The organism is Enterobacter cloacae complex sp. (assembly GCF_900322725.1).
GTDB classification, from domain to species: domain Bacteria; phylum Pseudomonadota; class Gammaproteobacteria; order Enterobacterales; family Enterobacteriaceae; genus Enterobacter; species Enterobacter quasihormaechei.
This window is the reverse complement of sequence record NZ_LT991957.1, coordinates 480,749-494,466: the sequence shown is the minus strand read 5'-3', so window position 1 is coordinate 494,466 and position 13,718 is coordinate 480,749. Positions and strand designations below refer to the sequence as shown.

At 58.4% G+C, this 13,718-nt stretch carries 11 protein-coding genes; 6 read left to right on the top strand and 5 right to left on the bottom strand.

Translation table 11 applies throughout. The annotated features are described in order from the left end of the window. Positions 1–61 precede the first annotated feature (61 nt). The 3 genes from ypfJ (at position 62) to ypfH (ending at position 3,646) form a co-directional block, all read left to right on the top strand. A complete protein-coding gene (ypfJ, locus tag DBR02_RS02330) occupies positions 62–931 on the top strand; it encodes a KPN_02809 family neutral zinc metallopeptidase (RefSeq protein WP_063450479.1) in 870 nt (289 codons plus the stop codon). Beyond that, complete coding sequence (locus DBR02_RS02325; RefSeq protein WP_107533469.1) at positions 931–2,877, top strand: tRNA(Met) cytidine acetyltransferase TmcA; 1,947 nt, start codon at positions 931–933, stop codon at positions 2,875–2,877. Before ypfJ ends, DBR02_RS02325 begins: the two co-directional genes overlap by 1 nt. A 73-nt stretch (positions 2,878–2,950) precedes the next feature. Continuing rightward, a complete protein-coding gene (gene ypfH, locus DBR02_RS02320; protein ID WP_107533468.1) occupies positions 2,951–3,646 on the top strand; it encodes an esterase in 696 nt (231 codons plus the stop codon). 64 nt (positions 3,647–3,710) lie between these two features. Here ypfH and DBR02_RS02315 read toward each other — a convergent pair whose 3' ends face one another. Genes DBR02_RS02315 through DBR02_RS02305 form a run of 3 tightly spaced genes read right to left on the bottom strand, consistent with a single transcriptional unit; the run spans position 3,711 to position 5,420 of the window. Beyond that, complete coding sequence (locus DBR02_RS02315) at positions 3,711–3,908, bottom strand: YpfN family protein (RefSeq protein ID WP_000383991.1); 198 nt, start codon at positions 3,906–3,908, stop codon at positions 3,711–3,713. A gap of 24 nt (positions 3,909–3,932) precedes the next feature. After that, a complete protein-coding gene (gene dapE / locus DBR02_RS02310; RefSeq protein WP_063450476.1) occupies positions 3,933–5,060 on the bottom strand; it encodes a succinyl-diaminopimelate desuccinylase in 1,128 nt (375 codons plus the stop codon). Between the two features lie 3 nt (positions 5,061–5,063). Further along, entirely contained in the window at positions 5,064–5,420 is a 357-nt protein-coding gene (locus tag DBR02_RS02305; protein WP_107533467.1) for an ArsC family reductase, read from the bottom strand. Between the two features lie 387 nt (positions 5,421–5,807). On the opposite strand from DBR02_RS02305, the gene ypfM reads away from it, so the two are divergent. Further along, positions 5,808–5,867: a protein YpfM gene (ypfM, locus tag DBR02_RS02300; RefSeq protein WP_102751470.1), complete on the top strand. Its 60-nt coding sequence runs from the start codon at positions 5,808–5,810 to the stop codon at positions 5,865–5,867. 108 nt (positions 5,868–5,975) lie between these two features. On the opposite strand, the gene acrD is transcribed toward ypfM, so the two are convergent. Together acrD and narQ are read right to left on the bottom strand one after the other, a co-directional pair. Then, complete coding sequence (gene acrD / locus DBR02_RS02295; protein ID WP_063868071.1) at positions 5,976–9,089, bottom strand: multidrug efflux RND transporter permease AcrD; 3,114 nt, start codon at positions 9,087–9,089, stop codon at positions 5,976–5,978. A 141-nt stretch (positions 9,090–9,230) separates the two neighbouring features. Continuing rightward, entirely contained in the window at positions 9,231–10,925 is a 1,695-nt protein-coding gene (narQ, locus tag DBR02_RS02290; protein WP_107533466.1) for a nitrate/nitrite two-component system sensor histidine kinase NarQ, read from the bottom strand. 152 nt (positions 10,926–11,077) lie between these two features. Here narQ and aegA point away from each other — a divergent pair, with 152 nt between their 5' ends. Together aegA and nudK are read left to right on the top strand one after the other, a co-directional pair. Next, complete coding sequence (gene aegA / locus DBR02_RS02280) at positions 11,078–13,054, top strand: formate-dependent uric acid utilization protein AegA (protein WP_107533465.1); 1,977 nt, start codon at positions 11,078–11,080, stop codon at positions 13,052–13,054. A 67-nt stretch (positions 13,055–13,121) separates the two neighbouring features. Continuing rightward, positions 13,122–13,712, top strand: coding sequence for a GDP-mannose pyrophosphatase NudK (gene nudK, locus DBR02_RS02275; protein ID WP_107533464.1), 591 nt, complete (start codon positions 13,122–13,124; stop codon positions 13,710–13,712). Positions 13,713–13,718: the final 6 nt, after the last annotated feature.

The window sequence follows — 13,718 nt, the reverse complement described above, 5'->3', positions numbered from 1 at the left end:
TAATCCTTTCATTAACCGCCTACGATCATAGCTATTATAAATGGAATAGTTCGAGGTGTTTATGCGCTGGCAAGGGCGTCGTGAAAGTGACAACGTAGAAGACAGACGCAGCAGTGGTGGCGGTGGTCCGTCTATGGGCGGGCCAGGTTTCCGGTTACCCAGCGGCAAGGGCGGTATTATTCTGCTGGTCGTGGTGCTGGTGGCGGGCTACTACGGCGTCGACCTGACCGGTTTAATGACCGGTGAAACCGGGCAACAGCAGCAGTATTCGCAGCGCTCCATCAGCCCGAATGAAGATGAAGCGGCGAAATTTACTTCCGTTATTCTCGCGACGACCGAAGATACCTGGGGTCAGCAGTTCGAGAAAATGGGGCGGACCTATCAGCCGCCAAAACTGGTAATGTACCGGGGCGCAACCCGCACAGGCTGCGGCACCGGACAGTCCGTGATGGGGCCGTTCTACTGCCCGGCGGACAGCACCGTCTATATCGATCTCTCCTTCTATGACGACATGAAAAGCAAGCTGGGCGCCGACGGCGATTTTGCCCAGGGCTACGTGATCGCGCATGAAGTTGGCCACCATGTGCAGAAGCTCCTCGGCATTGAGCCTAAGGTGCGTCAGATGCAGCAGAATGCGTCTCAGGCGGAGGTGAATCACCTTTCCGTGCGCATGGAGCTTCAGGCGGACTGTTTCGCTGGCGTCTGGGGACACAGCATGCAGCAGCAGGGCGTGCTGGAAACAGGCGATCTGGAAGAGGCCCTGAATGCCGCCCAGGCGATTGGGGACGATCGCTTGCAGCAGCAGAGCCAGGGGCGCGTTGTGCCGGACAGCTTTACCCACGGCACCTCCGAACAGCGCTACAGCTGGTTTAAGCGTGGCTTCGACAGCGGCAACCCGTCACAGTGTGATACCTTCGGCAAAGCAATGTGATGCTGGGGTTTGAAGCGCTGGTTAGTCAGCTTCAGCGTACCGGGCACCGCCGGCTGGTGGTGCTCAGCGGCGATGAAGCGTGGACGTTGAGCCAGGCGACTACCCTGCGCGACACGTTACCGGGAGACTGGCTGTGGCTGGAGGAGAACCCGTCTAAGTCCCTCAGCGGCCTGCTGGGACGTGAATACCTGCACGCCGTTTTTGACGCGCGAGACGGGTTTGACGTCTCGGCCTTCGCCGCCCTCAGCGGGACGCTGCGCGCCGGGAGCCTTCTGGTGCTGCTGGTGCCGCCGTTCGCCGTCTGGGCCGACAGGCCCGACAGGGATTCTCTGCGCTGGAGCGACAGCGCAGAGCCGATCGCCACCCCGCATTTTGTTCACCATTTTTGCCGGACGCTTGCCGCCGATTCGGACGCTATCGTCTGGCAGCAGCACCATTCCCTGCACCTTCCCGTTGCGCCAGATGTCCCCGCCTGGCAGCCCGCCAGCGGTGAACCGCAGCGCGAGCAGGCTGAGATCCTCGACGCCCTTCTGACGATGCCTGCAGGCGTGGCCGCCGTTACGGCACCGCGCGGGCGCGGAAAGTCAGCGCTGGCAGGCATGTTGCTCAACGGCATACGCGGGAATGCGGTGGTGACGGCACCGGCCAAAGGGGCGACGGACGTCATCGCGCGTTTTGCTGGCGAACATTTTCACTTTATGGCTCCGGATGCATTGCTGGCCTCCACGTTGCAGGCCGACTGGCTGATTGTCGATGAGGCGGCCGCTGTTCCCGGCCCGCTGCTCGAGAAGCTGGTGTCGCGATTTCCTCGCGTGCTGTTGACCACAACGGTACAGGGCTATGAAGGAACGGGCAGGGGATTTCTGCTTAAATTCTGCGCCCGGTTCAGCGGGCTGCGGCGTTATACCTTATCAACGCCCGTTCGCTGGGCTGCCGGTTGTTCGCTTGAGCGGATTGTGGCGAACGCGCTGCTGTTTGACGATGCGCTTATCGACCGCAAACCGGAAGGCGAAGTATGTTTAAGGTCGCTGGAGCCACGCGCGTGGGAGAGCGATCCGGCGCGTGTGGCAAGCGTATACGAACTGCTGTGCGCCGCGCATTATCGCACCTCACCCCTCGATTTACGCCGGATGATGGACGCCCCCGGCCAGCACTTTGCCGTTGCGCACGCGGGTGCCGACATCGCGGGCGCGCTCTGGCTGGTGGAGGAGGGGGGATTATCCCCTGAACTGAGCCGCGCGGTATGGGCGGGCTTTCGTCGGCCGCGTGGAAATCTGGTGGCGCAGTCGCTGGCGGCGCACGGCGGATCGCCCCTCGCGGCGACGCTTCAGGGGCGACGCGTCAGCCGCATTGCGGTTCATCCCCATCGCCAGCGGGAAGGCATCGGCCAGCGGCTGATCCGCGGCGCCAGCGGAGAAGATTATCTCTCGGTCAGCTTCGGCTTTACCGACGAGCTGTGGCGCTTCTGGCAGCAGTGCGGTTTTGTGCTGGTGCGAATGGGCAGCCATCGGGAGGCGAGCAGCGGGTGCTATACGGCGATGGCGCTGCTGCCGCTAAGCGAGGCGGGGCATCAGCTCTGCGAGCAGGCACATCAACGTTTATGTCGTGATATGCGCGTCCTGTCGGCCTGGAACGGCGAAAAGATCCCGGTGACGGATGCGTGGGAAGCTACCCTTAATAGTGACGACTGGCTGGAGCTGGCGGGATTTGCCTTTGCGCACCGGGCGTTTTCGACCTCGGTAGCGGCACTGACCCGGTTGTTGTCAGCCGTGGAGATGCCGCTTCCAGCGCTGCGCGGAAAAATGGCAGGGCATACACACGACGTAGGACGGAAAGCGCTGCTGGCAAAATTACGCGAAGAAACCGCACAAGCGCTTGAAAGGCTTGATTATCCGCGCAGCCAGCAGCTGAAAGCCGACATTTTGCAATGGCAAATTTTTCAATGACTTCTTCAGTAAAGTGGCATGGTCATTACCCCGCAGAGGCGTAAAATCCTGCTTATCAATTAAGGAGATCGCCATGAAACATGACCATTTTGTTGTGCAAAGCCCGGACACACCGGCTAAACAGTTACTGCTTCTGTTTCATGGCGTGGGCGACAATGCCGTCAACATGGGACAGATAGGCAGCTGGTTTGCACCCGTTTTCCCGCAGGCGCTGATCGTCAGCATCGGTGGCGTGGAGCCGTGCGGCCCGAACGGACGGCAGTGGTTCTCCGTTGAGGGCGTGACGGAAGAGAGCCGTCAGGCGCGCGTTGATGCCGCCATGCCTGCGTTTATCGACACCGTACGCTACTGGCAGCAGCAGAGCGGCGTGGGTGCCGACGCGACGGCGCTGATTGGCTTTTCGCAGGGGTCGATCATGTCCCTTGAGAGCGTAAAAGCGCAGCCGGGGCTGGCGTCCCGCGTGATTGCCTTTAACGGCCGCTTCGCGACGCTGCCGCAAAGCGCGACGACGCAGACCACGATCCATCTGATCCACGGGGGTGAAGACCGGGTGATTGAGCTTTCGCATGCGGTTGCAGCCCAGGACGCGCTGATGCGTGAAGGCGGGGATGTGACGCTGGATATCGTGGACGATCTGGGGCATGCCATTGACGATCGCAGCATGCAGTTTGCGCTCGATCATCTGCGCTATACCGTACCGAAGCACTACTTTGATGAAGCGCTCAGCGGCGGTAAGCCGAATGATGATGATATTGTAGAGTTTATGTGAGTTGCTCCTCACCCCCAGCATCTCTCCCCTTTGGGGAGAGGGTCAGGGTGAGGGGTGTGCACAATTACTTCTTCTGGTCCTTCTTCGGCCAGTCGTCTTCATCGTCCCACTTGTCGTTAAAATCACGATGTGGCGGAAGATCCGGCTTATTGGCAAGGAACTTTTTATGGTCAACGCGCTTGAGATCTTTGATCACGTTAAGCAGCACGCCTACCAGAAACACCAACACCAGAATCCACCAGTACTTTGAAAGCCAGTCCATTCGCTAATCCTCTGTAAGCACCCGTCAGGCGACGAGCTGCTCCATAATACGTTGATACATGCGGGCCAGCAGTTGTAAATCCGCTGCGTTCACACACTCGTTGATTTTGTGAATCGTCGCGTTAACCGGGCCCAGTTCGACAACCTGTGCACCCATGCGGGCGATAAAGCGTCCGTCAGACGTGCCGCCCGTTGTCAGCAGCTGTGGCTTAATCTCATTATAGTGCGCAATGGCGTTCACCACCGCATCCACCAGTTTACCGCGCTGCGTCAGGAACGGCTGCCCGGAAAGCCACCAGTCAATGGTATAGCGCAGCTGATATTTCTCCAGCAGCGCAACCACGCGTGCTTTGATCGTTTCGTCGGTCAGCTCGGTGCTGAAGCGGAAGTTAAACTGGACGAAGAGATCGCCGGGAATGACGTTGTTGCTGCCGGTGCCGGCCTTGATGTTGGCAATCTGCATGCTGGTTGGCGGGAAGAATTCGTTACCTTTGTCCCACTCAATGCCCACCAGCTCGTTCAGCATCGGCGCTGCGCGGTGTACCGGGTTATCCGCCAGGTGAGGATAGGCAACGTGGCCCTGCACGCCATGTAGGGTCAAGTTACAGGTCAGGGAGCCACGGCGGCCATTTTTCACTACGTCGCCCACCACTTCGGTGCTGGACGGTTCGCCCACCAGGCAGTAGTCCAGGCGTTCGTTGCGCGCCATCAGCGCCTCAACGACCTTCACGGTGCCGTTGTGGGCGCTGGCTTCTTCATCAGAGGTGATGAGAAACGCAAGACGGTTTTTATGATTTGGATGCTGGGCAACGAAGCGCTCTGCCGCCACGACCATCGCGGCCAGTGAACCTTTCATGTCCGCCGCGCCGCGTCCAAACAGCATACCGTCGCGGATGGTCGGTTCAAAAGGCGGGTTGATCCAGCGGTCTGCGTCACCCGCAGGAACCACGTCGGTATGTCCGGCAAACGCCAGCGTCTCCCCCTGACCGCGCCAGGCCCAGAAGTTCTGCGTATCGCCAAAATCCATGGGTTCCACGGTAAAACCGATGGCACGCAGGCGCTCAATCATTAGTGCCTGACAACCTGCGTCGTCCGGGCTAAGGGAAGGACGGCGAATAAGCTGCTGAGTCAGCTCAATGACCGGGCATGACATAGACTACACCTCAACGAAAAAATCTGAATAAAGGGTTTCACTGAAACCCAGCAGCATAGGCTGACCTGGCTTGCAGAGCAATGGGCGTTTGATGATTGCCGGCATTTCAAGCATCAGTTTGGCGGCACTGTCGGCGTCGTCGATCGTGGCCCGGAGAGATTCATCCAGCTTACGCCAGGTGGTTCCGCGCGTATTCAGCAGCGCTTCCCAGCCCAGCTCGTTGATGGCGGAATGGAGAAACGCCGGGTCAAGCCCGTCGGCACGGTAATCGTGGAAGCGATAGTCAATGCTGTGGGCTTCCAGCCAGCGGCGGGCTTTTTTGATCGTGTCGCAATTCTTAATGCCGTACATCACAACCATGGTGAATCCTTTTGTTCTTTTGTGGATTAAATGTTCAATATTTTCGAAGATATATCCTTAAGTGGAATATACCACATTCGGAATTTTTCGTGATTTACAATTCTCCATAATTCAACGAACAGCTGTAAGCTGAATAGTCTTTCATCTTTTAAGCATAGTTGTCCATCCTGTTTAAATAACCAATAAACTCAGAGGGAAATTTAAAATGCTGTCATTTTTCTGACTATTTCAAAATATTGCTGTAGGTCACATAAAATTTATCCGGCAACGCTCATAGTGATCTTAAACCCACCCACATAGCGGGGCGCAATCACAGCAATCGGATAAAGTGGCTTCACAATGATGATACGTTTTCGTAGAATGCGCATAATAATAAGAGAGGTTGTTATGATTGAACGTGAAATGGGGAACTGGAAAGATTTTATCGAAGGCATGCTTCGTAAATAAATTCCGGTCAAAATTGCAAGAGCACTTAATTAACTAAAATAACCATAGTGTGAAAACATCACACAATAAAAAGGCGGCCGATAAAGCCGCCTTTTTTATTTCAACGGGTTATTCCGGCTTATCCTTCAGCGGGAAACGGCGGCGTACCAGCACGAAGAACAGCGGGACGAAATAGATCGCCAGAATCGTCGCGGAAATCATTCCCCCCATGACGCCCGTTCCCACCGCGTGCTGGCTGCTGGAGCCTGCGCCGGAGCTGGTGGCCATCGGCAGGACGCCGAACACAAACGCCAGAGACGTCATCAGGATCGGGCGCAGGCGCTGACGGCAGGCGTGCAGCGTGGCGGCCATCAGCTCGTGGCCTTTGGCGTTCATCTCGTTGGCAAATTCAACGATCAGAATGGCGTTTTTCGCCGACAATCCGATAACGGTGAGGAGCCCGACCTGGAAATAGACATCGTTTTCCAGGCCGCGCATCCAGGTGGCCAGCAGCGCGCCGATAACCCCGAGCGGCACCACCAGCATCACCGAGAACGGCACTGACCAGCTCTCATACAGTGCCGCCAGGCAGAGGAAGACCACCAGCAGCGAAAGAGCATACAGGGCAGGCGCCTGCGCACCGGAAAGCCGTTCCTGGTAGGACATCGCCGTCCACTCCAGGCCAAAGCCGGTCGGCAATTGCTGAACCAGCTTTTCCATAATGTCCATTGCAGTACCGGTACTGACGCCCGGCGCGGCTTCCCCGACAATCTCCAGCGCCGAATAGCCGTTATAGCGCTCCAGACGCGGCGATCCGGTCTCCCAGCGCGACGTTGCGAACGCCGAGAACGGCACCATGCCGCCGGTGTTATTGCGCACATACCAGCGGTTGATATCGTCCGGTAGCATGCGGTATTTGGCGGCGGACTGAACGTAGACCTTCTTCACGCGGCCACGATCCATAAAGTCATTTACGTAGCTTGAGCCCCATGCCGTTTGCAGGGTGTCGTTAATGTCGTCGATGGATACGCCCAGCGCCTGCGCTTTACGCTGGTCAATATCCACCTGTAGCTGAGGGCTGTCATCCAGACCGTTATGGCGAACGCGCGTAAGCTGCGGATCGTTCCCGGCCAGCTCCAGCAGTTTATCGCGAGCCGCCATTAACGCATCGTGCCCGGCTCCCGCGTGGTCCTGAAGCTCCATATCAAACCCGGCTGAACTGCCCAGACCGCTGATGGCGGGCGGGCTGCTGGCGAAAACGCGCGCTTCCTTGATTTTGTTGAACGCTTTGGTGGCGCGTTCAATGATGGCAAAGGAGGAGCCGGTTTCGCTGTCGCGCTGATCCCAGTCTTTCAGACGCACAAACATGCGCGCCACGTTTTGCCCGTTACCGCCAGGGCCAGAGCCGACGGTAGAGAAAACGGAGACCACGTTATCTTTTTCCTGGGTATGGAAGTAGTTCTCAACCTTTTCCACCACCTTCAGGGTTTGCTGTTGGGTCGAGCCGCTCGGTAACTGCACGGAGGTGATAAACATGCCGCGATCTTCCAGCGGCAGGAAGGAGGTGGGCAGCCGCAGGAATAAGAAGACCATGCCGCCAAGCAGCAGGACATACACCACCATCCAGCGCATGCTGCGGTGCAGCACCTTGCCCACGCCCGCTTCATAGCGCGCCGCATTACGGTTGAACATGCGGTTAAACCAGCCGAAAAAGCCTTTTTGACCGTGATGCTCACCCTTGTGCAGCGGCTTGAGCAGCGTCGCGCAAAGGGCAGGGGTGAGGATCATCGCCACCAGCACCGAGAGCACCATCGCGGAGACGATGGTGATCGAGAACTGGCGATAAATCGCGCCCGTGGTGCCGCCAAAAAAAGCCATCGGGATAAATACCGCCGACAGCACCATGGCGATACCGACCAGCGCACCCTGAATTTGCCCCATCGACTTGCGCGTGGCCTCGCGGGGCGAAAGCCCTTCCTCGCTCATAATGCGCTCGACGTTTTCCACCACCACGATGGCATCATCCACCAGCAGGCCGATGGCCAGCACCATGGCGAACATGGTCAGGGTGTTGATGCTGTAGCCAAAGGCATACAGCACCGCAAAGGTTCCCAGCAGCACCACCGGCACCGCAATGGTGGGGATCAGCGTGGCGCGAAAGTTTTGCAGGAACAGGTACATCACGAGGAACACCAGCGCGATGGCTTCGAGCAGGGTTTTCACCACGTCTTCGATAGAGGCCTTAACGAACGAGGTGGTTTCGTAGGCGACTTTATACTCCAGGCCGTGCGGGAAGTAGTGCGACAGCTCGTCCAGACGATCTAATACCAGCTGCGCGGTCGCCATTTCGTTGGCACCGGAGGCCAGCTTCACCCCTAATCCGGACGCGGCATTGCCGTTAAAGCGGCTCAGGTAGTCATATTTTTCCGCCCCCATTTCCACGGTGGCGACATCACCCAGACGCACTTCCGACCCGTCCTGATTCACGCGCAGCGTGATATTGCGGAATTGTTCGGGCGTCTGGAGCAGCGACTGGGAGTTGATGGTGGCGTTAAGCGCCTGGTTATCCACGGACGGCGTACCGCCCAGCTGCCCCACGGCAATCTGTGCGTTCTGCGATTCGATAGCGTCGGTGACATCCTTGGCGGTCATCTGCACGCTGTTCAGCTTGTTGGGATCCAGCCAGATGCGCATGGAATACTGCGAGCCGTAGGCGTCGATATCGCCCACGCCGTTGATGCGGCTGAGCGGATCCTGGATATTACTGGCGACGTAGTCCGCGATGTCCTGTTTATCCATCGAGCCGTCGGTTGAGACGAACGCGATGGTCAAAATATTGGTGTCACCGGTTTTACGCACGGTAACGCCCTGGTTCTGCACCGCCTGAGGCAGTTTGCGCAGGGCGGATTGCAGCTGGTTTTGCACCTGCTGTACCGCTTCATCCGGATCCGTGCCCGCCGTAAAGCTCAGGGTGACCGTCGCCTGGCCCGTGGCGCTGCTCTGCGAGGACATGTACATCAGGTTATCGAGACCCGTCATGTTCTGCTCGATAACCTGCGTGACGGTATTTTCCAGCGTCTGCGCCGAGGCGCCAGGGTAGTTCGCCGTGATACGCACGTTGGGGGGCGCGAGGTCGGGGTATTGCTCAACGGGAAGTGATGTAATCGCCAGGACACCCGTCAGACACAACAGGATTGCAAGCACCCAGGCAAAAATGGGGCGATCGATGAAAAAATTCGCCATGGAAAAGTGACCTCGTTATGCAGCACGTCATTATTGTATATTGCCCGCAACACTGTAGCGGGAAGGCACAGGCCAAACGTGGAGAAATAAAGGAGATAATGTAAATTATCATGCGCTTTTTTCAGCGCGCCTGCTTTCTCGCTATTTTTCAGCCCGATCCGCAGGCGTCCGGAACGTTACGCTGACCTGCGTACCGCCCTGCGGCGGCTGGGAAAAGCCCAGCGTCCCGCCGAGTCGTCCCGCGCGTTCGCGCATGATATTCAGCCCGTAGTGCCCCGGCGGTTCACTGGCGTCGCCGATGCCAATACCGTTGTCGCGGATAGTGACCGTGTGCGTGCCGTCCGCAGCGGTGACGCAGCTGACGACGATCTCGCTCGCGTCGGCATGTTTAATCGCATTCAGCACCGCCTCACGCACAATCTGTAAGAGGTGCACCTGTTTTTGCGCGTCCAGCGCCAGTGACGAGAGGCGGCAGTCAAGCACCAGTTTCGCCCTGGTCTGGCTTTGCAGCCCGTCAAGAGACTCCTGTAGCGCGGCAGGAAGATTGGCGTGATTGAGCGTCAGACGGAAGGTGGTGAGCAGTTCGCGTAGCTGATGCCAGGCGTTATTCAGCTCGCGGGAGAAATCCGTAATGATGGTCTGTGCGGGAGCATTGTCGCCCGGCACGGCATGCTTCAGAAGCGTAAGCTGAATACGCAAATAAGAGAGCACCTGCGCCAGCGAATCGTGCAGCTCGCGGGCGATGGTGGCGCGCTCCTCCATCAGCAGCAGCTGCTGATAATGCTTCTGCGCCTGATTGAAATAGAGCCCCCGGCCCAGCATCGTCGCCACGCTTTCCATTAGCGGCAGGGGCACATCGCCCGTCGTGCTTTGCCAGCGCAGTTCGCCGTACAGGGTATCCTGCATTAACACCGGTAACGTGTGCATCTTCTCGCCCGGTGTTTCCTGCCCTTCGCACAGCCGCCAGTCGTCGCTGGTGCGCAATTGCAGATAATTCATCTGCGTATATTCATGCACAATCTGCAACATATGTCGGAAGCAGTGGCTGTCTATCTGCCCGGTATTCAGCGCCTGCGAGCATTTGAACAGCATGTCGAGTTGCTGATGCGCTTCATTCAGATGGCGGGTTTTTTCGGCAACGGACTGCTCAAGCGATCGATACAGGGTGTGCAGTTCCGCCGACATATGGTTGAAGGCACGGGAAAGCTGGCCCAGTTCGTTGGGCAGCGCGGTATCCGGCGCGGGGGTATCGAATTGTCCCTGTTCGATACGCTCGCTCGCCGCCACCAGATTATTCAGCGGCAGCACCACCTGACGCCGGATCCGCCGCAGGGTTAATAGCGCCAGCAGCAAAATGCCCAGCCCGCCGGTCAGCGACATGAAAATGACCAGCTGAATTTTATGTTCGGTGTAGTGCTGAAGCGCCAGCACAAAGGCATCTATCCGGCCAACAAAATCCTCAATGTGGTTCTGATACCACCCGGTGTCGCCGCTGGCGATGCGCTTATCCATCTCCTGCCAGGCAAGGTGGAGCTGCCGGTAACGCTGCTTGACGTCCTCCGGCACATACCAGCGGTTTAACTTCTGCAACGCAGGTGCGCTCAGGGTTTTCTGCCAGACCGCACGGTGTTCTGCCAGCGACGGGCTGGCGCGCTGCATCTCGTAGCCCAGGCGGTAGCTCTGCATGCGCAGCGATCCGGCGATGTTAATCGCCTCGGCGTCGCGCTGGCTGCTGGCGAGCGTGACCAGCGCAATGGCGCTGATTAACACGGACAATACAATCATCGAAAAGAAAGCCCGAGCCAGGCTTCCCGAAACGGGGCGTTTAACGGTCACTCATCAGCTTCCTGAATAAAATTGATCTGCCACAGGTTCACTGGAAATAGTTCGGCTTCCTGGGCATTTGAACATTGCGTCGCCATGCCGCTGTGGGTAAATACGATAACAATAGAAAGAATAAGGTTATTGAACCAAAAACAGGTGTAGTTATGAATCGTTTTATTATGGTCAACGGTCAGGAGTGTATCGGTTGTCGCGCCTGCGAAGTCGCCTGTGTGATGGCGCACAACGGGGAACAGCACGTACTGAGCGAACGCCATTTTCATCCCCGCATTACGGTCCTTACCTCCGCTACCCGCACTAGCCCCGTCACCTGTCACCACTGCGAAAACGCGCCTTGCGCGCAAAGCTGCCCGAACGGCGCCATCACGCAACACAGCGACAGCGTACAGGTGAATCAACAAAAATGCATTGGCTGTAAAGCCTGCGTGGTGGCCTGTCCGTTTGGCACGATGGACATGCTGGTCACCCCGCTGGAGAACGACCGCGTGAAGGCCTCGGCGCATAAATGCGACCTCTGCCTGGAAAGGCCGCAGGGTCCGGCCTGCGTCGAAAACTGCCCGGCAAACGTGCTCACGCTGGCTACCCCGGCGGTGCTGGATAACCTGGCGAAGTCGCGCCGCGAGCGCAGTGCAAGGCTGGACGCGCAGCCGTGGCACAGCGAAGCGGTTCAGGCAGAATGCCCGCAAACCAAACGGCAGCAGAGGCAAAATACCCCGGCGCGCGGTGAACCGGACAAGCTCAGCCCCGACGCGCGCGCCCGCCATTTTAACGAGATCTCCCTGCCGTTTCGCCCGGAACAGGCGCACCGCGAGGCATCCCGGTGCCTGAAATGCGGCGAGCACAGCATTTGCGAGTGGACCTGCCCGCTGCATAACCACATTCCGCAGTGGATTGAACGGGTCAGGGCGGGGGACATCGTCGGCGCGGCCGAGCTTTCTCATCAGACTAACTGTTTACCGGAAATTACCGGGCGCGTCTGTCCCCAGGATCGATTATGTGAAGGCGCCTGCACCCTGCGGGATGCGTCGGGTGCGGTGACCATTGGCAATATCGAACGGTATATTTCGGATCGGGCGCTGGCGACGGGCTGGATGCCGGACGTCAGCCACGTTATGCCGGTCGGTCAGCGCGTCGCCATCGTCGGTGCCGGTCCGGCAGGGCTGGCCTGCGCCGACGTACTGGTGCGCTGCGGCGTCGAGGTCACGGTCTACGACCGTCATCCGGAAATCGGCGGCTTGCTCACCTTCGGTATTCCGGCCTTCAAGCTGGATAAATCCCTGTTAGCGCGGCGCAGAGAGATATTCAGCGCGATGGGTATCCGCTTCGAGCTGAACTGCGAACTGGGGAAAGACGTGTCGATGGCACAGCTGCAAAACGACTACGATGCCATTTTCCTCGGCGTCGGGACCTATCGCTCCATGAAAGCCGGTATTCCCCATGAGGACGCGCCGGGCGTGTATGACGCGCTGCCGTTTTTAGTGGCGAACACGCGGAACGTAATGGGTCTTGAGCCCGTCGCTGACGCGCCGTTTATCGACACCCAGGGATTGAACGTGGTGGTGCTGGGCGGGGGCGATACGGCGATGGACTGCGTGCGTACCGCGCTTCGACACGGCGCGGCGAAGGTGACCTGCGCCTATCGGCGGGACGAGGCCAACATGCCGGGCTCCAAAAAAGAGGTTAAAAACGCGAAAGAAGAGGGCGCGGCGTTTGAATTTAACGTTCAGCCGGTTGAGCTTACGCTGGATGTCGACGGCAAGGTCAACGGCGTTCGAATGCTGCGCACCGCGCTGGGCGAGCCGGACGCGCAGGGGCGGCGGCGTCCTGTTCCGGTGGCGGGCAGCGAGTTTGTGATGCCTGCTGATGCGGTGATCATGGCGTTCGGGTTTACTCCGCACGCCATGCCGTGGCTTCAGGCACAGGGCGTCGACACCGACGATCGGGGGCGTATCAGGGCGTCCGTGGAGAGCCGTTATCGCTACCAGACCTCGAATCCGCAGATTTTTGCCGGCGGCGATGCGGTGCGCGGTGCGGATCTGGTGGTCACCGCGATGGCGGAAGGGCGCCACGCCGCACAGGGGATCATGGACTGGCTTGGCGTGCCGCCGCGCAGCATGCATTAACGCCGACGGGCGACAAAGCGGGCTTCACGGCGTAGTATAAACAGACTCATTTTGCCGTGGAGCCCGTATGTCCCTGAACATTAGCGTTATTAAAGACAAAATCCTTTCTGAAAATTACTTTGTCCTGCGTAACATCACTTACGATCTGACCCGCAAAAACGGGGACGTTATTCGCCACAAACGCGAAGTCTACGACCGGGGCAACGGGGCAACCATTCTGCTGTATAACCGTGAAAAGCAGAGCGTGGTGCTGATCCGCCAGTTTCGCATCGCTACGTGGGTCAATGGCAACGCGGACGGACGTCTGATTGAAACCTGCGCAGGCCTGCTTGATGACGATGAGCCGGAAGTGTGTATCCGCAAAGAGGCCATTGAGGAGACGGGTTTTGAAGTGGGTGCGGTGCAAAAAGTCTTTGAGCTTTTTATGTCCCCTGGCGGCGTCACCGAGCTGGTCCACTTCTTCATTGCGGAATACACCGATGCCCAGCGCACGCACCGGGGCGGCGGCGTGGATGACGAAGACATTGAAGTCCTGGAAATGCCTTTTGCTCAGGCTGTCGACATGGTGAAACGCGGCGAGATCCGCGACGGTAAAGCGGTGATCCTGTTGCAGTATCTGCAAACCAGCGGGCTGATGAGCGCTGCGCCGCAAGCGTGATAAGTT

Excerpts from the sequence above, each read along its gene's own strand:
- ypfJ (WP_063450479.1), top strand. The coding sequence starts at position 62 with ATGCGCTGGCAAGGGCGTCGTGAAAGTGACAACGTAGAAGACAGACGC.
- DBR02_RS02325 (WP_107533469.1), top strand. The coding sequence starts at position 931 with ATGCTGGGGTTTGAAGCGCTGGTTAGTCAGCTTCAGCGTACCGGGCAC.
- ypfH (WP_107533468.1), top strand. The coding sequence starts at position 2,951 with ATGAAACATGACCATTTTGTTGTGCAAAGCCCGGACACACCGGCTAAA.
- DBR02_RS02315 (WP_000383991.1), bottom strand. The coding sequence starts at position 3,908 with ATGGACTGGCTTTCAAAGTACTGGTGGATTCTGGTGTTGGTGTTTCTG.
- dapE (WP_063450476.1), bottom strand. The coding sequence starts at position 5,060 with ATGTCATGCCCGGTCATTGAGCTGACTCAGCAGCTTATTCGCCGTCCT.
- DBR02_RS02305 (WP_107533467.1), bottom strand. The coding sequence starts at position 5,420 with ATGGTTGTGATGTACGGCATTAAGAATTGCGACACGATCAAAAAAGCC.
- acrD (WP_063868071.1), bottom strand. The coding sequence starts at position 9,089 with ATGGCGAATTTTTTCATCGATCGCCCCATTTTTGCCTGGGTGCTTGCA.
- aegA (WP_107533465.1), top strand. The coding sequence starts at position 11,078 with ATGAATCGTTTTATTATGGTCAACGGTCAGGAGTGTATCGGTTGTCGC.
- nudK (WP_107533464.1), top strand. The coding sequence starts at position 13,122 with ATGTCCCTGAACATTAGCGTTATTAAAGACAAAATCCTTTCTGAAAAT.